16 protein-coding genes are annotated in these 16,864 nt (G+C 37.5%); 8 read left to right on the top strand and 8 right to left on the bottom strand.

Features of this window, described 5'->3' with window-relative positions; genetic code table 11:
• Window positions 1-161 precede the first annotated feature (161 nt).
• The 3 genes from hpsL to hpsO all read left to right on the top strand — a co-directional run bounded on the left by hpsL (window position 162) and on the right by hpsO (window position 4,163).
• Window positions 162-1,796, top strand: a complete 1,635-nt coding sequence (gene hpsL, locus VB711_RS09210) for a hormogonium polysaccharide biosynthesis protein HpsL (RefSeq protein ID WP_323285598.1) — start codon at window positions 162-164, stop codon at window positions 1,794-1,796.
• Between the two features lie 5 nt (window positions 1,797-1,801).
• The gene (gene hpsN, locus VB711_RS09205) at window positions 1,802-2,779 is read left to right on the top strand and encodes a hormogonium polysaccharide biosynthesis glycosyltransferase HpsN (RefSeq protein ID WP_323285596.1); all 978 of its coding nucleotides are present in this window, start codon (window positions 1,802-1,804) and stop codon (window positions 2,777-2,779) included.
• Between the two features lie 220 nt (window positions 2,780-2,999).
• A complete protein-coding gene (hpsO, locus tag VB711_RS09200; RefSeq protein ID WP_323285595.1) occupies window positions 3,000-4,163 on the top strand; it encodes a hormogonium polysaccharide biosynthesis glycosyltransferase HpsO in 1,164 nt (387 codons plus the stop codon).
• A 145-nt stretch (window positions 4,164-4,308) separates the two neighbouring features.
• On the opposite strand, the gene murQ is transcribed toward hpsO, so the two are convergent.
• Window positions 4,309-5,241: an N-acetylmuramic acid 6-phosphate etherase gene (gene murQ / locus VB711_RS09195; RefSeq protein ID WP_323285594.1), complete on the bottom strand. Its 933-nt coding sequence runs from the start codon at window positions 5,239-5,241 to the stop codon at window positions 4,309-4,311.
• The gene (locus VB711_RS09190) at window positions 5,238-5,645 is read right to left on the bottom strand and encodes a DUF3110 domain-containing protein (protein WP_323285593.1); all 408 of its coding nucleotides are present in this window, start codon (window positions 5,643-5,645) and stop codon (window positions 5,238-5,240) included. The genes murQ and VB711_RS09190 overlap by 4 nt, the downstream gene beginning before the upstream one ends.
• Before the next feature lie 332 nt (window positions 5,646-5,977).
• Between VB711_RS09190 and VB711_RS09185 the strand changes: the two genes are divergently transcribed.
• Both VB711_RS09185 and VB711_RS09180 read left to right on the top strand, forming a co-directional pair.
• Window positions 5,978-7,402, top strand: a complete 1,425-nt coding sequence (locus VB711_RS09185; RefSeq protein WP_323285592.1) for a HAMP domain-containing sensor histidine kinase — start codon at window positions 5,978-5,980, stop codon at window positions 7,400-7,402.
• A 148-nt stretch (window positions 7,403-7,550) separates the two neighbouring features.
• On the top strand, window positions 7,551-8,231 hold the full coding sequence (locus VB711_RS09180; protein ID WP_323285591.1) for a response regulator transcription factor: 681 nt from the start codon (window positions 7,551-7,553) through the stop codon (window positions 8,229-8,231).
• On the opposite strand, the gene VB711_RS09175 is transcribed toward VB711_RS09180, so the two are convergent.
• The 5 genes from VB711_RS09175 to VB711_RS09155 all read right to left on the bottom strand — a co-directional run bounded on the left by VB711_RS09175 (window position 8,222) and on the right by VB711_RS09155 (window position 12,220).
• A complete protein-coding gene (locus VB711_RS09175) occupies window positions 8,222-9,382 on the bottom strand; it encodes a DUF3095 family protein (RefSeq protein ID WP_323285590.1) in 1,161 nt (386 codons plus the stop codon). The genes VB711_RS09180 and VB711_RS09175 overlap by 10 nt on opposite strands.
• A 178-nt stretch (window positions 9,383-9,560) precedes the next feature.
• Window positions 9,561-10,295: a DUF4079 domain-containing protein gene (locus tag VB711_RS09170; protein WP_323285589.1), complete on the bottom strand. Its 735-nt coding sequence runs from the start codon at window positions 10,293-10,295 to the stop codon at window positions 9,561-9,563.
• A 121-nt stretch (window positions 10,296-10,416) separates the two neighbouring features.
• Window positions 10,417-11,133 (bottom strand): molybdopterin-dependent oxidoreductase, encoded by a 717-nt coding sequence (locus VB711_RS09165; protein ID WP_323285587.1) that lies wholly within the window; start codon window positions 11,131-11,133, stop codon window positions 10,417-10,419.
• Between the two features lie 6 nt (window positions 11,134-11,139).
• Complete coding sequence (locus tag VB711_RS09160) at window positions 11,140-11,736, bottom strand: cytochrome b/b6 domain-containing protein (RefSeq protein ID WP_323285586.1); 597 nt, start codon at window positions 11,734-11,736, stop codon at window positions 11,140-11,142.
• A gap of 103 nt (window positions 11,737-11,839) precedes the next feature.
• On the bottom strand, window positions 11,840-12,220 hold the full coding sequence (locus tag VB711_RS09155; protein WP_323285584.1) for a hypothetical protein: 381 nt from the start codon (window positions 12,218-12,220) through the stop codon (window positions 11,840-11,842).
• A 374-nt stretch (window positions 12,221-12,594) separates the two neighbouring features.
• On the opposite strand from VB711_RS09155, the gene VB711_RS09150 reads away from it, so the two are divergent.
• The 3 genes from VB711_RS09150 to folP all read left to right on the top strand — a co-directional run bounded on the left by VB711_RS09150 (window position 12,595) and on the right by folP (window position 15,644).
• Window positions 12,595-13,635 carry a DMT family transporter gene (locus VB711_RS09150; RefSeq protein WP_323285583.1) on the top strand — a complete coding sequence of 347 codons (1,041 nt, stop codon included), beginning with the start codon at window positions 12,595-12,597 and terminating at the stop codon, window positions 13,633-13,635.
• Between the two features lie 221 nt (window positions 13,636-13,856).
• Window positions 13,857-14,582 (top strand): triose-phosphate isomerase, encoded by a 726-nt coding sequence (tpiA, locus tag VB711_RS09145; RefSeq protein ID WP_323285625.1) that lies wholly within the window; start codon window positions 13,857-13,859, stop codon window positions 14,580-14,582.
• Window positions 14,583-14,801: 219 nt separating this feature from the next.
• Complete coding sequence (folP, locus tag VB711_RS09140; RefSeq protein WP_323285582.1) at window positions 14,802-15,644, top strand: dihydropteroate synthase; 843 nt, start codon at window positions 14,802-14,804, stop codon at window positions 15,642-15,644.
• A gap of 80 nt (window positions 15,645-15,724) precedes the next feature.
• On the opposite strand, the gene VB711_RS09135 is transcribed toward folP, so the two are convergent.
• Window positions 15,725-16,567 (bottom strand): SPFH domain-containing protein, encoded by an 843-nt coding sequence (locus VB711_RS09135; protein ID WP_323285581.1) that lies wholly within the window; start codon window positions 16,565-16,567, stop codon window positions 15,725-15,727.
• Window positions 16,568-16,864 lie beyond the last annotated feature (297 nt).

Genomic DNA, 16,864 nt, shown 5'->3' with positions numbered 1-16,864 from the left:
AGGATGATTTTCAATGATCTCAAAACCTTTGTAGAGACGTTCCATGGGTAGGTATTCTCGTCTTTACACCTAAATTCGTACTTGGTTTCAGTAATACCAAAAACCTTTTAATCTATAAATAAAAAAATAATAAATTTATCACCAATTTAGTAGGAGAAATTATGGTAAAAACTAGAATCTTCCAAAAATCAAAAAAGCAGAAACCAGAAGAAATTCCTACCATCAGCATCAAAGAAAGATTAGCCCAAAAGCGTAAAATTACTAAGTCACGTAAAGAATTTACCGGCTTGCTAACCACCAGCTTGGTTAGTGGCTTATTCATCGGATTATTAGTTTTTCTAGTAATAGGAATTAAAGCAGCAATTCCCGCCGTATTAGGCATTGTAATCATCTCTCTCTCCTATAAATACCCCCGTCAAGCCATGCTGGCCTTTATCATCTACTTGCCTTTTGGGGGTACAGTCATTTACTACTTAGGCAACAGTCCCGTTCTACAACTAGCTAAAGATGCTTTTTATATTCCAGCCCTCATAGGAATTTGGCAAAGCTGCCGCAAACTTAAACAACCCTTCATTATTCCCCGCAGTATTCAAATTTCACTAATATTTTTATTAATTTGTAGTTTATTAACACTGATTTTTATCAATGGTGGGCAACAATTTAATCCCCCTAGCGTCGGATTAGGACAAAAAGTACCTAAAGAAATACCAATAGGCTTGGGAATTTTGGGATTTAAAGTATTTTTAGGCTATATTCCCCTAATTACTTGTACTTACTATTTAATTCGCAACAAACGAGATTTTCTTTTCATGTCTCGCTTGCAAGTTATACTGATTCTAATCTGTTGTGGATTGGGATTTATTCAATATTTATTATTACTAACTGGTGTATGTCAAGGGACTAGAAATTTAACAGGTGATGCCTTATTTAGAGCAACCCTAGAGGCAAGATGTTATTTTGGCGGTTCTCTAGTCTATAGTCCTCAAGAAAATACAATTCGTCTACCAGGAACATTTGTTGCACCTTGGCAATGGGCATGGTTCTTAGTTTCCGGTACTTTTTTTAGTTTCGCAACTGGCTTTTCAGATCCTTCAATTATCTGGCGAATTATTAGTTTAGGTTCTTTGTCTGCTATCTTCATTAATGCGGTAATTTGTGGGCAAAGAATAGCCCTAATCTTAGTACCTATTTGTTTTTTAGTTTTGTTAATATTCACAGGTCAAATTGCCAATTTCAAAAAATTTATCCCTGTTGGTGTCGGTCTGTCATTAATTTTAGGATTTGCCATTGTTGCTAACCCAGTGCTTGTAGAAGAAAGAATCAATAGCCTTTTTGGTCGTTTAGATGCTTCCCCACCCCAAGAATTTATCATGCAGCAGTTTGAAGAAAACTGGAAAAGTGTAGATACAATTATTGGTAGTGGTTTAGGTCGTGCAACAAATTCCGCTCGTTCGATGGGTCCGACTAAACTGGTAGAAACTTATTATCCAAAAGTATTGTATGAAGTAGGAATTGTTGGGGTACTGGCATTTCTGGCTTTTGTTACCTCTTTAACAATTGCCGCTTATAAAACATATCGTTCTATTAAAGATCCTAACCTCCGTATTTATGCAGGAAGTTTATTTATATTTATACTGTTTATTAGTTATAATACTTTCTATTACCCTTTAGATGTAGATCCAGTAGCTGTTTATTATTGGGTTTGTGCGGGGCTTCTGTTCAAATTGCCGGTTATAGATAAACAAGAAAAAGAAGAAGTTCAAAAGAAACTCCCAGAAACAATTGAAGCAGTGTAAAAAAAATGGATAAATATCCCTTGATTTCTATAGTTATACCTTCATACAGGCGCGAAAAACTCCTGTGTGACAGCATTGTTGATGTTTTGAAACAAGAGTATCCAAATTTTGAGGTTTTGGTAGTAGACCAAACCCTAACCCATGAACCAGAAACTCAAACTTTTTTAGAAGAAATGGCAAATTTGGGTAAAATAAAATGGTTTCGCTTGGATTGGGCAAGTTTACCAGGAGCGCGAAATTATGCTGTCAGGCGGGCAACGGGTGATATTATTTTGTTCATTGATGATGATGTGCAGCTAACGCCTGGTTTTTTAACTGCCCATGTCAAGAATTATCTACAAAATCCAGAAATAGGGGCTGTAGCCGGGCGAGTTTTTGACAGAATGAAATTAGGTGATTCTGGGGGAGAATTGGAAATTGAGTACCTACCCCCCGCAGCCATGGATCCCGGTATTGCTTGGTATCATATTGATCTAGTGCATACTACTAAACCTCAGCAGGTGTTAACTGCTAGGGGTTGCAATATGTCTTTTCGGCGTGAGATATTTACTCAGTATGGACTGAGGTTTGATGAGAGGTTTGGGGGTAGTGCGGTGCGAGAGGAGTCGGATTTTTGTTTACGGGTGCGGAAAACAGGCTATAAAATTTGGTACGATCCTGAAGCTGATTTGATCCATTTAGGGGAAGAGACGGGGGGCTGTCATGATATTAGTATGCGATCGCTAAAATATCAACTCACTTTTTACCACAATCATTTCCTGTTGGGGCTAAAAAATCTGACTTTTTCCCAAGCTTTGCGTTTTTATGTCAAGTTATTTGATTGTCACGTTTTAGGAAATCCCCCTTGTTTTAAAAGTGGTTCTCCGATTAAAGTTGTAACTCGCGGTATTTTTTATTTTTTGGGTTTTTTCAAGGCTTTAGGTAGTGTGATTCAATCGGTATGGAATGATGGACAAGTTTATAGTCGTTTAGAGGATGTTTGAAAAGTTTTGGGCGAATATAATAGAGCCTCCGGCTCCCGTAAGGGATACACTACTACACAAGCCAAGTCCACCTGCGTGGACTAAGGAAAGATTAAGGGTTTGAAACCCACGGAGGTGGGTTTTGTCTGTGTAGCCGCGACTTCTAGTCGCCAGGGCGAGTATGAATTTAGACTTTTCAAACACCCTCTTAGATCCAGAAGTTTAGTCTGACGCAAAAGTAATGAGAATTTTAATTGTTAGTCATACTTATATTGTAGATTTGAATTGTGAAAAATTACGTGCTTTAGCCAAACTTGCACCAAATATAGAAGTAACAGTTGTTGTTCCTAAACGTTGGCAACCCGGTGGCGTTCAAAACAAAATTATTGAAACAAAATATCTTGATGAAGGTGCATTTAAAATAGTACCAATTTCTAACTTTAGTCAAAATCATCAAGGATTGCTTACTTTTGGTTTTGATTTAATTCCTTTATTGAAAAAGTTTCGTCCACAAATTATCCAAGTAGAACAAGGTTCTAGGAGTTTGGCTTATGCTGAAATGATTTTATTAAATCAGGTATTAAATCTCCAAGCTAAAAATATATTTTTTACTTGGTGGAATTTGCCTTATGAGTTGAAGTTTCCGATTAATTTATTAGAGAAATATAATTTAGATCATAGTCACGGTATTATTGCTGGTAATCAAGACGGGGCGGAGATTTTACGGCAAAGGGGTTATGCTGGAAAAATTAAAGTGATGCCGCAATTAGGTGTAGATGAAACTCTATTTACTGCTAAAAAACAACCAGAATTAGCAGCTAGTTTAGGAATTTATCAAGATGATTTTGTGGTAGGGTTTGTTGGTCGATTTGTGCCAGAAAAAGGTTTATTAACTTTGTTGCAAGCTTTAGTTGACCTTAAAGATCAACCTTGGAAATTGCTATTATTAGGACGGGGTGAATTAAAGGAAGAATTAACTAAATTTGCTGTAGAGAATGATTTTTTAGATCGGGTAATTTTTATCGAAAGTGTTCCCCATGATCAAGTTCCTAATTATATTAATTTAATGAATACTTTGGTGCTGCCGTCAGAGACAACTTACAAGTTTAAAACTCTAACTGCGGTAGGTTGGAAGGAACAATTTGGTCATGTTTTGATTGAAGCTATGGCTTGTCAAGTGCCGGTAATTGGTTCTAATTCTGGGGAAATTCCTCATGTGATTGGTGATGCTGGTTTAATTTTTCCTGAAGGTGATGCTAAGGCTTTAGCAAGTTGTTTATTACAATTAATGGAAAAACCCAATTTAGCTCAAGGTCTTGGTAAAATGGGTTATGAAAAAGCTATGGTTCAATATACAAATCAGGCTTTGGCAAGGCAGCAATTAGATTTTTATCAACAAGTGTAAAACCCCACCCCTAGCCCCTCCCCGCAAGCGAGGAGGGGGACAATTTCTTTTACCGTGTTGGGTTTTAGGGATTTCCAAGAAATAAATTATTTAACGAACCACAGAGGCACAGAGGACACGGAGAAATACGGGTTTGGGAGATTTTTTACGTTAGGTGGTTGAGTGTTTTTCTATAGCTTGTTACAGCCGCCCGGAGATCGCCTTGATGTGTGATTAGTAGTTGTTCACCAGGGGCTTTTTCTAAACCAGTCCAGTGCATTAACAGTGCTAATTTTACTGATTTTCCACTACGTTCTAGTAAAAACCCTGATGCTTGACGACTTAAACCTGTGAGGTCTTCTAACATTCGTAGGGCCCGATCGCGCAATTTTTGATTTGTCACGGCTACATCGACCATCCGATTACCGTAAACTTTGCCTAGTTTGACCATTACCCCGGTAGAAAGGATATTTAAGGCGAGTTTTGTGGCTGTACCGGCTTTGAGACGAGTTGAACCAGCGAGAATTTCGGGACCAGTTAATAAACGAATATCAATATCGGCCTCAAATTCTACCTGTTCAGCAGGAACACAGGCAATAAAAATAGCGATCGCACCTCGTTGACGGGCAGCAGTTAAAGCCCCATGGACAAAGGGTGTGGTCCCACCGGCGGTAATTCCTACCACCACATCTAATTGGGTAATTTGACGTTGGGCGATCGCTGTTGCCCCATCTTCAGCCCTGTCTTCTAAATCCTCTGAACTGCGTACTAAAGCACCAGCACCACCAGCTATAATCCCCTGTACCAATTCTGGAGAAGTACAAAAAGTGGGTGGACACTCAGCCGCATCTAACACCCCTAATCTCCCACTTGTCCCCGCACCAACATAAAATAAACGTCCCCCTTGATACAAACGGCTGGCTGTACATTCAATGGCTTCTGCCAACTGAACTTTAGCCGCAGCCACGGCAGCCACCGCATTTTGGTCTTCTTGATTAAATAACTCCACTAATTCTAGAGAACTTAGTTGGTCTAAATTAAGACTATGGGGATTTACTTGTTCTGTGAGGAGATGCCCCCGTTCCTGCAAATTTGTCATAATAGCCCTTCTAGTTGACGACGAATGCGATCGAGGTCAGAATTAGGTACTTCTTCTTCCACCAAGAAATCATCAGTATCCCTGGTATTAGATTCCGGTTGCCAATCAGTTTCCTCTACATTCACTTCTGGGGGCATAATCAAAGCCCCGTTTGCCGGTACAATTTCCCAATCATAACCAGCACTTTCGCAAAATGCTTTGATTTCTTCGGCATCCATTACTTCAACTGTAGGTACAGGGAAATCCTGCGCTTCCAACATCAATGTAAACCTTGTAGCATCGTCTTCTGACTCAAACATCAGGATTTTATTTCTGCTTACCCCTTTAGTAGGATCCCCAATCCGAACGGTGTGAATCCCTTCGTTTTCTGTCCCAACATTAAAAATCAATACAAAAACACCCATTATTCATCCTTTTGAGTATTCAAAGGTCTATAGGAATTTTAAGCCAATTCTCAGATTAAATTAATTTAACTGCCGATGATTGGGTTTAAATTTTTACCAAGGGAAGTTATCGCCATAGCTAACTTGCTATAATAACACTCATACAAGGTAGAAACATTAAACGCATCTTTTCTACGAGATGATATCACATAATTATTAATGTATAGCAATGCTATTTGAGTTGTAAACAGGATTTTTTAACCAACCGCAGAGGCGCAGAGAACGCAGAGGCAAAGACAAAAGAGAGGTATGTTACACATTTTATTGGAAATTCTTTTCACCCCACTAAGCAAGTGAAGCAAATTAAACAATCTTTGAAAAATTTAGATTTATTTTCATTACGGTTACGTCTAACAATTGGTATTAGTACCTTTTCTGCTTTAATATTAGGTAGTCTTGCTGTATGGACAAGTCATAAAATGCAGCAAATATTGATTGATAGTCATAAACATAATATTCAACAAATTGTCGATCGCTTGCCTCATGATATCCAACTCTATAGCGAAATGATGCAGCCAGAAACAGGTTTACAAAAGGCTATTAATAATTTATCAAATAGTAATACATTATTATTTATCAAAAATTCTGACAATCAAATTTCCATCAAATCTCCTACTTTAAGTTTGTTATCTGATTCTACAGTTAATAAGTTGATGTCTATTACTCAGATGTCGATTAAACCTCAAATTTATCATGTTAATCAAAGTTATTTTGTTTTGAGTGGTGGTTCTTTACAAGTACAGGGTAAGTTCCTCGGTAAACTATTTGTAGTTCGGGATATTAGCCGTGAACAAATGATGTTTATGGCAATGATTAGAAGTTTAAGTATTGCCAGTATTTTAGCAATTATTTTGATTACATTAGTGATTGCATTTTATATTCAATATTCTCTCCAACCTTTATGTCAATTAAGCCAAATGACGGCTGTAATTTCTTTAGAAGATTTAGGACAAGCGCAATTATATCTTGATAATGCACCTAGTGAAGTTAAAGAGTTAGCTCAAACTTTAACTATGCTGTTATCACGTCTTTCCCAATCTTGGGAAAAAGAACGACAGTTTGTGAGTAATGTTTCCCACGAATTACGCACACCTTTAACTATTGTACATGGTTATTTACAAAGTGTTTTGCGACGGCAAAGTAATTTAACAGAAATTCAAATAGAAGCTTTAGAAACTGCTGCATCAGAAGCTGATCATACCATCCGGTTACTACAAGATTTATTAGATATAGCAAGAGCCGATAGTGGTTACTTGCGTTTTCAGATGAAATCTTATATACTGAATGACTTAGTTGAAGAAGTGGTGATGATGGCGAAAAAATATAGCGATCGCACCATAACAATCGAATCATCAATCTACCCCATTGAACTAAAAACAGATTACAGTCGTCTTAAACAAGTATTACTAAATTTAATTGATAATGCTGTTAAATATTCGCCCTCTAATACACCAATAACTTTAAAATTAAATCGTTTTCATCATCAAGCAATTATTGAGGTTTGCGATCATGGTTATGGTATTCCCTTACAACAGCAAGAACGGATTTTTGAAAGATTTTATCGCGTCGATGAATCTCGCAGTCACACAACCGGGGGTTCTGGTTTAGGTTTATCAATTGTTAAAACATTTGTAGAGGGTATGGGGGGTAACGTGAGTGTAAAATCTAAATTAGAAGAAGGAAGTGTATTTACAATTAGTTTACCAATTATAAGTTAATAACTCAAGTTGCTAGTTATTAATTTTTCGGATATTTTGTAGTGTGTAGGGTGCGTCAGACAGAATAATTTAGGCTAAAATCGCTAATTTTAAGTTTCTGACGCACCTTATTTTATCTAATTAGCAACTTACGTTAATAGAAACTTTCATGAAAGCACATATTCTCTTAGTTGAAGATGAAATCAAATTAGCGCGATTTATCGAATTAGAACTGACTAGCGAAGGATATAATGTTAGTGTAGCCCATGATGGGATGACTGGATTAACATTGGCGCGAGAATCATCACCAAATTTAGCCATACTTGATTGGATGTTACCAGGTTTAACCGGAGTAGAAATTTGTCGGCGTTTACGAGCTACTGGAAACTCAGTACCAGTAATATTATTGACAGCCAAAGACGAAGTGAGCGATCGCGTTGCAGGTTTAGATGCAGGAGCAGATGATTATGTGATTAAACCATTTAGCATTGAAGAACTATTAGCCAGAATCCGCGCTCATTTACGTCGTACTCAAGAAATAGATGAAGATGTTTTACAGTTTGAAGATTTGAGTTTAAATCGTCGGACTCGGCAAATTTATCGAGGTAAACGAGCAATTGAATTAACAGCAAAAGAATTTGATTTATTAGAATATCTTCTTTCCCATCCCCGTCAAGTTTTTACTAGAGAGCAAATTTTAGAAAAAGTTTGGGGTTACGACTTCATGGGAGATTCTAACATTATTGAAGTTTATGTTCGTTATCTGCGTTTAAAGTTAGAAGAAAATAACGAAAAGCGGTTAATTTATACGGTGCGTGGAGTAGGTTATGCACTGCGAGATCATTCATAATTTGCAATTTGTTTTTTTAATTGTTTAGCAGCTAAAGCATAACCACCATCAGCAGAATCTACCAAATGTACTTCATTAGCTCCTACCAAACAAGTAATTAAAGCCCGATCAGAAGTATGTATTCCAAAATAAATTTTACCTTCTTGTTTCATTTTCTCTAGATATTTTTCAAATTCTATTCTTTGTTTTTGATCACAAGCCAAAGTCATCTTCAGCGTCCCATCAAACTTTTTATAATCAGAAGAAGCAAGAAAATGAATTTTATCATCAAAGAAGTGATAAATTATTTTTGCGTAAGAAAATGTAACCACAAACAAAAGTTTAAAAGCAATCATTCCCAAAATTTTAGCTAGTCCATTTTTTTTATCTAACTGAATATTCATTAAACTCTTAGCTCGATCACTTTTGCTATTAATGAACCTAAGCTTAGATAAAGCAAGTGGGTGAGATTCTTCAAAAGATCCAAAAATAAATTCAACTTTATCAAGAACCTGTTTATAAAAAATATGTTGATTATAAAAAAACTCTTTTCTAACTTTAATGATTACAGAAATTATCTCTTCTCTGGAACTTCTGACATCTTCAAATGGGCAAGAGAAACCTGTATAATTAGCTGAATTGGTAATTTCATAATCTTCTGGAATCAAATAATTATAACCATGTTGGGTACTTTTAATTAAAGACTCTGCATAATCAATCCCCTCTCCAAATATAAGAATTTGTGAATAAGTAGGAGATACTTGATATTTTGCTACCTGCAATTTATATCCAGCTTGATAAATATCTTCTACAGGGACAAATCCAACTCTCAGCACAAGATTAAAAGTCCTTTTTACCAATTGACGATTATCAGATAAAACGCTCAAAATATCTGATAGCATTGGTTTAGACACAAGTAATGTAATACCATCACCACCAAAAACAAACGGTAAATTAAACTTTGGATTTAAATTAATCACTGCAACCAATGATAACGCACTGGCCATATTTATATCTTTATATCTTCCCCGCTCAATAGCTTTAGTAGAATTTACCACATCTGTGATTACAACATACCAATCTTCAGGTAAATGAGAATAGTTTTGTAAATCAGTAAACTGTTTAAAGTTTTTTAAGGCTGGTAATTGTTCATAGAAATGTTGACTGTTCATAAAAATTAATCATGGTGCAGGTTTGATATATTAATAGTATAAAGCCGATATAGCGTTTCCTAATCTAATGAAGTACAAAATCATCTGCGTTTATCTGCGTCCATCTGCGTTTAAATCTTTTTTCGTGTACCTCATTTGAATGAGAATCGCTATAATAACACCACAATAATTGTAGTTTTCAAGGTTTTGGGACTACGGAAGGTACTTCAATTGTACAGGGTTTTATCTGACACTTTTGCTCGTAAAGCTTATAAACATAAGGTTTTTGCCAATTTAAAGGAACTTCTAATAACGACAATGAACCTGTAATTCCTTGCCCAATAAATAGCAACAGAGCAATACAACTGATAGTAATATGAACCTTACGCCAACGATTAGTTTTATCTTTGTATATTTCTGGTAATATTGCTAGAGAAACAATCATTAATAAAGCGGCTAATTGTCCATAGTAGTAATGAGAAATATACCATTCATTGGTTTTGCGGTAAACACCATCTTGGCAACCAAGGACGACCAAACCAACCCCCGTCAAAGTTGCAAATATACCACGCCATTTTGCTGGCTTTGCTTGATAAAGTAAATATAAAGAAACAATTGTAGCCGCAAATAATAGCCCAATAAATATTACCTGAAATGGCGCTGTCATCCAAACTTGCTTATCTAGAATATTGCCTACTATACCATAAGCTAAAGCGATTAAGACAATACCAACAACCGACACAGTTAACCAGCGCCCCGACTGGACGTGTTCTTGTCCAACAACGGGAGGAATTTTGCTTTTACCACCTTCTACGGTTTGTAATCGACGTTGACGAACCAATAAAGCCCGGTTGACAATGATCCCAATTAATGGAAAAACTACAATAACAGCGATCGCTGGATGTAAAAGCAAAATTGCATCTCTTAATGACATATTATACCTCTCTTCATTATAGTTATTGATTTTTTGGATATTTTGTAACCTGTAGGGTGCGTCAGATAGAATAATTTAGTCTGAAATCACTAATTTTAAGTTTCTGACGCACCTTATTTCACTAAAGTCCTGCAAACCAATCATAACCCTGGTCTTCCCAATAACCTTTATTAGAAAATAAACTACTGGTAAAAGTAATTTGATCTACCCATTTACTTAGCTTATAACCCAGTTTAATTGGTGATGCTAGACGTAAAGGAGCGCCATTTTCCACTGATAAAGGTTCTCCATTTTTTTGATAAGCCATCAAGGTTTGAGGATGAATAACAGAAGCAATATCCCAACTTTCATAATACCCATCAGCAGATTTAAAGTAGACATAACGCACCTTTGATTTAGGCTGTACAAGGGCAACTAAATCTTTTAATTGCACACCTCCCCATTGAACGATCGCAGCCCAGCCTTCAACGCATACATGACGAATTACCATTGTAGTCAAGGGTAGTTTTTGAATATCCTCCATCTTCAATTGCATCGGTTTATCAACTTCTCCATTAATCTTCAGCCTAAACAATGCCGGATCAATTTTTGGAGTAAAATTAAAGCTATTAACTAACAATTTTTCTGGTTCAATCTCACTGATAGAAAATTCAGGTACAGGCTTTTGACTAAGTAAAAGTTCTTCAAAAGTTTGATTTAGAGGCTGAAAAATTTGCCCAACATTATTAGATAATAAATTAGTTCCACAACCACCCATCAATAAACTTACACCAGAAAGTCCAGATAATTGTAGAAAATTGCGCCGGGATAAAATGCGTTTAGGAATAATCAAATTCATAAATTTTTATGTAAACATTGACTGAATTAAACGGATACCTCCCACCTTGCGGCCAAGCAGGAAGTGAGCGACGGTAAACAAAACGACGATAGGAACAGTGATAAAATGGACAGTTCGTAGAGTCTGCCAGTTACCAAATAGCCCTGATAACCAATGTAATTGAGCAGGTTTATACATAGCCAAACCGCTAAAAATCGCCAGCAGTAAAACCGGAATAATTCCAGTGTAAACTAATCTGTGCCATGCGTAATTTTTGCGTTTGGTATTTTGGCTCAATTGCAATGCTTTGATGTCAAGACTAGCCACAAATCGACGTTGCCAACGACGACTGATGAAAATATAAAGTCCATACCAGAGTAAGTTGAGAGAAAAGAACCACATAGCGGCAAAATGCCAATTTCTGCCACCTGCTAACCAACCTCCTAATAATAAAAAGGGTGGAAAATGCCAACCACCACGTCCACCAAATACAGGATTAGCATTGTAGATTTGGAGTCCGCTAGTGATCATGATAAACAGACTAATAATATTAATCCAATGAAAGGTTTTTGCTAAAAAAGTCTGTTTTGGTGTCGGTGGTATTTTGTCTTTAGATGAAGTCATGAATGTTGAAATTGAAATACTTGATCCAGAATTTTTGTAGAGACATTGCAAGCAACATCTCTACCTTGATCACCAAATATCTAACCAATCCCACCAAAGTTGATTATTTCACTTCGCTGGGGTCAAATCTAGATATTCTACCTTTTTTAACAGCAACTACCACATCGTAAGTTGCACAATAAGAAAATGTGATATTATTAGCTTTATTATAAAGGTTTACGACCATGCCAGCGCCACCAGGTTGAACAGCAAGTGGTTCAAGATCGCCAAAAAAGAACCGACGTAATTGATCACCACCGCCAAATAGACCTTTATTTTTCATCACCAAGTCAATTTTCTTTTCAGTGGTCAAACCTGTTACATCTTTCATTTCTGCGGCTGAGGCTTGCGCTAATAAAGGATTAACGGCTTTTAGTGGAACATCCCACACAGTCAACATACCAGCTAGAGCAACACCTGTGAGTAAAGAAGAAGCGAGTTTCATTTGTTTGTCGTGAAATTTAAGTTTTTCAATAAACACAGCATCCCATCTACTACTGAACCTCAAATGAAACCAGTCTATGAATTGTCTTAATTTATGCCTTGGAAAAATTAATTTTCAACTCAGCAAATTCTCATAAATTGTCGATCCGATGGAGTATGATATCATATTCTGGCACACACCACAGTATATTAACCCAAATTGCTAGTTAGGTAAAACGTCTGATAGCGTGGCGTAGCCATATCAGGATGTCCAGGATTTAAGGATTTACAGGATTAAAATACAGTTCAGGTAAAAACTTGTTTTTCTCTTTTCTCTGTGTCCTCTGTGCCTCTGTGGTTAGTTAAAAAAAACTTTATTGATATAGTGATTTTATTGTGATTAAACTTCAAAAAAAACATCATTTAATCCCTAAAATTCCGGGTCAAATTTATCTCTGGTTAGCAATTTTAATTTTTGGTGCTTCTAGTGCAGTCACCCGGAAACTGACAGAAATCGGTGATCAACACTTCCTGGATGGACGGAATCCAATTTCACTATGTAATGTTTTATTTGTTGGCAACCTCTGTGCTTTATTAGTGTTATTACCTATTCAGGGAAAACAGTGGAATCAAGCAGCTTTAAAACAATTTTCCCGAAAAGATTGGTTCACATTGACAACGGTAGCTATTCTATCTGGAGCATTAGTTCCTGGCTTAATTTTTCATGCGTTATCAATAACAGAAGTTAACAATATTATTTTGGTGGGACGTTTGGGTCCACCGTTAACAATGGGTTTATCGGTTTGGCTACTGGGAGAACGGGTAACTCGCTGGGAAGTTATGGGAGCTTTTGTTGCTTTTGTTGGCGTTGCTCTAACTATTCTCCTTCAGTCACCGGGGGCGATGATGAATATGGGCGGTTTAGCTGTGGGACTGGGGGAACTTTTGTCAGCGATCGCTGCGATCGCCTCCGCAGTCTCAACCATTATTATTAAAAAATCACTTTCCCATATTCCTCTAGGAATCTTTAGTATTTATCGCACTGCGCTAGGAACTATCATATTTTTCATCACTGCTTTAATTCTCTACGGCAGCGACCATTTTATGGATGTATTCTCCCCTTTTCTCTGGCAGTGGATGCTTGTTTATGGTGCTGTCATTGTTGTACTAGGCCAATCATTTTGGCTCAAAGGCTTGAGAAATTCCACAGTGTCGGCGGCTTCCTTAGTTGGCTCATTTACCCCTATTATCGGCATTCTGGCAGCTTATTTAGTATTGGGTGAAGCTCCTACCCTAGCTCAATATATCGGTGGTAGCTTGATTTTCGCTGGCATATTCCTCAGCCATATTGGTGTTCACAGAATCGGATTTGAGCGCGTTAGTTCTATTCCAGCAGCACAAAATGTAGAAACTGGGATGGGGTTTAAAGGTTTATAGTATCCTAAGTAGTTTTAATCAGTAGGGTGCGTCAGACTCGATAATTCACCAACAATCAACAGAAATTTTGCAACTGACGCACCTGACGACTGAATCTATCATTTTTGGATTGACTTTCCAACAAATGATCCTGCTCATTCACTTAATACGCAAGCAATGTCCTAAAAAGTAGTACAGTTAAGAGTGCATCTAGTAGCGTTAGCATCTTGACTAAATCACCTGTGCGGAAAATTGTTATTGCCGGTAACTGGAAAATGTTCAAAACCCAGGCAGAATCCGAAGACTTTTTACGCGGATTTTTGCCTCATTTAGAAGAAACGCCATCAGCACGAGAAGTCGTATTGTGTCCTCCTTTCACCGATTTAAGCGTGATGTCCAAGTATTTGCATGGTAGCCGCATCCAACTAGGGGCGCAAAACGTCCACTGGGAAGAAAATGGAGCCTATACTGGTGAAATTGCCGCCCCCATGCTGACAGAAATTGGAGTGCGTTACGTTATTGTTGGTCATAGTGAAAGACGGCAATATTTTGGCGAAACAGATGCCACCGTTAATCTACGGCTAAAAGCTGCCCAAAAATATGGACTCACCCCCATTCTCTGTGTTGGTGAAACCAAAGAACAACGGGATGGAAGAAAGACAGAATCAATCATTAGCAACCAACTAGCAAAAGACTTGGTGGATGTTGATCAACATAACTTAGTCATTGCTTATGAGCCAATTTGGGCGATCGGTACCGGTGACACCTGTGAAACCAAAGAAGCAAATCGAGTCATTGGTTTAATTCGCAGTCAGTTGACCAATCCTAATGTATCTATTCAATATGGTGGCTCAGTCAAGCCCAATAATATTGATGAGATCATGGAACAACCAGAAATTGATGGCGCTCTTGTAGGAGGTGCCAGTCTAGAAGCTGATAGTTTTGCCAGGATTGTCAACTATAACTAGAACCCAATTTTCTCTTGCTAAAAGTCTGTTTTTTTGGACTTACGCAAGTGTCATACCAAAAATCCAAAAATCTACTGTAGGGTGCGTCAGATATCAAAAATCCGTTTATTTACCATATTTATGCAGTCTGACGCACCTTAATAATGTGCCAGTTGTGTAAGTCCTGTTTTTATCATCACTATTTAGCCTCGGAATGAACTCCGAGGCGGAGTGTAAAAAATGTTAAATAATTTAACTATTCGAGAACGCTGTTTCCACTGGGGACAACGTACCTATCTCATGGGCATTTTGAATATTACTCCTGATAGTTTTAGTGATGGGGGCGAATTTAACACCACATCATCTGCTTTAAATCAAGCAAAAGCAATGGTAGCAGCCGGAGTTGATATTATTGATATCGGTGGCCAGTCAACTCGTCCCGGAGCGGAACAAATTACTCTGTTAGAGGAACTTGATCGGGTATTACCAGTGATAGAGTTACTCAGACAAGAAATTGACCTACCAATCTCCATAGACACAACGAGATCAGAGGTAGCTAAAGCATCCATAGCTGCCGGGGCAGATATGATCAATGACATATCTGGGGGTACTTATGATTTAGAAATGTTACCCACGGTTGCTAATTTAAATGTGCCAATTATTTTAATGCACATCCGGGGAACACCCCAAACAATGCAGCAACAAACTGATTATCAAGACTTAATAGGAGAAATTTATAGTTTTTTATTAACACAAATTGCGATCGCTACTGCTGCGGGAATCGACCAAAATAAAATCATTATTGACCCTGGTATTGGCTTTGCTAAAAATCATCAGCAAAACTTAGAGATTTTTCGTAATTTACACTTATTCAAAACCCTCAATTGTCCAATTTTAGTAGGAGCATCCCGAAAAAGTTTCATTGGCCGGATTTTAAACCAACCAGACCCGAAAGCCAGAGTTTGGGGAACAGCAGCAGCCTGTTGTGCAGCCATTTTTAATGGTGCTGATATCCTCCGAGTTCATGATATCTCAGAAATGCGAGAAGTTTCGTTAGTTGCTGATGCTATCTATCGACAATAAGTAGGGTTTGATGAAATATATCATAGCCCCCTCCTCGCTTGCGGGGAGGGGGTTGGGGGTGGGGTTCTTGTTGTTCACGATTAATTTGAACCATTTTCGGAACTTTTATTTTGACCTTCATGAGATACAGACTCAGCAATCAACTCCTGAAACATATCTGTGGAATTAGCTGGGTCTACAAACACGATTTTAGCGTTATTACTTTCACCTAATTTTTGGCTGGCCTGTACATAATCTTGAGCTACCATATAGCGTAAAAGGTCTTTACTTTCAGGATGAGAACGCAGGACTTCAGAAATAATTTCCATTGATCTCTTAGTTCCTTCCGCTTTTTTAACCGCCGCTTCCTGCTCACCTTCAGCCTCAAAAATCACCGCCCGTTTTTTGATTTCTGCGGCTCTCTCTTCTTCCATTGACTTCCTGACGCTCTCAGGAGGGGTAATTCTTTGGATATCTAACCGTAGAATTTCCACTCCCCATTCATTTGTAATTTGATTTAACTGAGCTAAAATGGCGTTGTCCATCTCAGACCGGGAAAGATTGGTTTGCTCCACGGTGTTTTGAGCTATGACTTCCCTCAGCGTGGTAGTTGCGAGTTGAGACATTGCACCTTGTAGATCATCTATGGCATAAAAGCTTTTTTCCATGTCTATGATCTTCCAGAAAGCGATCGCATCCACTTCTAAGTAAATATTATCTTTAGTGATCACATTTTGAGGCTTGATATCCAAAAATTGTTCTCTGGTTGTATCCTCCATCACAATTTGATCGACGAAGGGAACGATAAAGTTTAGTCCTGGTGTAAGTTTGCGATGGAAGCGTCCTAAACGTTCAACCAAGGCTTCGTTACCTTGATTAATCATTTTTGCTGATCCTAGTGCGTAACCGATAAGGGCTAAAACTATAGCAATGATTGGTTCCATATATACTCCTATTCAGCAGTTGCGAGAATTTACTCTAAAAGATGTGATATCAGCTTATGGTAACTTTTAGGTGGTTAATTTAATCATAAGTGGCTGCAAGTGTTATTATTGTACAAGTGAAAACATTATAATGCCCAGGCATCGCCATTAAAGCACCTTGAGCGAACTCTGGCAAGGAGCTAACTACTATCAGATTAAGTTTTTATATATTTAGATTGACGTTCACTTTATTTTATTGGGTGAAAAATTTTGTATATACTAAAAACGGTTGGGACATGGACTTTTACAAAATTACAA

The organism is Cronbergia sp. UHCC 0137, from assembly GCF_034932285.1.
Classification (GTDB): Bacteria; Cyanobacteriota; Cyanobacteriia; order Cyanobacteriales; family Nostocaceae; genus Cronbergia.
This window is presented reverse-complemented; position numbering and strand designations above follow the sequence as displayed.

What these genes read in the sequence shown, in the direction of transcription:
- folP (WP_323285582.1), top strand. Translation starts at nt 14,802, where the DNA reads ATGTTAAATAATTTAACTATTCGAGAACGCTGTTTCCACTGGGGACAA.
- hpsO (WP_323285595.1), top strand. Translation starts at nt 3,000, where the DNA reads ATGAGAATTTTAATTGTTAGTCATACTTATATTGTAGATTTGAATTGT.
- hpsL (WP_323285598.1), top strand. Translation starts at nt 162, where the DNA reads ATGGTAAAAACTAGAATCTTCCAAAAATCAAAAAAGCAGAAACCAGAA.
- VB711_RS09170 (WP_323285589.1), bottom strand. Translation starts at nt 10,295, where the DNA reads ATGTCATTAAGAGATGCAATTTTGCTTTTACATCCAGCGATCGCTGTT.
- VB711_RS09165 (WP_323285587.1), bottom strand. Translation starts at nt 11,133, where the DNA reads ATGAATTTGATTATTCCTAAACGCATTTTATCCCGGCGCAATTTTCTA.
- VB711_RS09155 (WP_323285584.1), bottom strand. Translation starts at nt 12,220, where the DNA reads ATGAAACTCGCTTCTTCTTTACTCACAGGTGTTGCTCTAGCTGGTATG.
- VB711_RS09160 (WP_323285586.1), bottom strand. Translation starts at nt 11,736, where the DNA reads ATGACTTCATCTAAAGACAAAATACCACCGACACCAAAACAGACTTTT.
- VB711_RS09190 (WP_323285593.1), bottom strand. Translation starts at nt 5,645, where the DNA reads ATGGGTGTTTTTGTATTGATTTTTAATGTTGGGACAGAAAACGAAGGG.
- VB711_RS09135 (WP_323285581.1), bottom strand. Translation starts at nt 16,567, where the DNA reads ATGGAACCAATCATTGCTATAGTTTTAGCCCTTATCGGTTACGCACTA.
- hpsN (WP_323285596.1), top strand. Translation starts at nt 1,802, where the DNA reads ATGGATAAATATCCCTTGATTTCTATAGTTATACCTTCATACAGGCGC.
- VB711_RS09180 (WP_323285591.1), top strand. Translation starts at nt 7,551, where the DNA reads ATGAAAGCACATATTCTCTTAGTTGAAGATGAAATCAAATTAGCGCGA.
- murQ (WP_323285594.1), bottom strand. Translation starts at nt 5,241, where the DNA reads ATGACAAATTTGCAGGAACGGGGGCATCTCCTCACAGAACAAGTAAAT.
- VB711_RS09175 (WP_323285590.1), bottom strand. Translation starts at nt 9,382, where the DNA reads ATGAACAGTCAACATTTCTATGAACAATTACCAGCCTTAAAAAACTTT.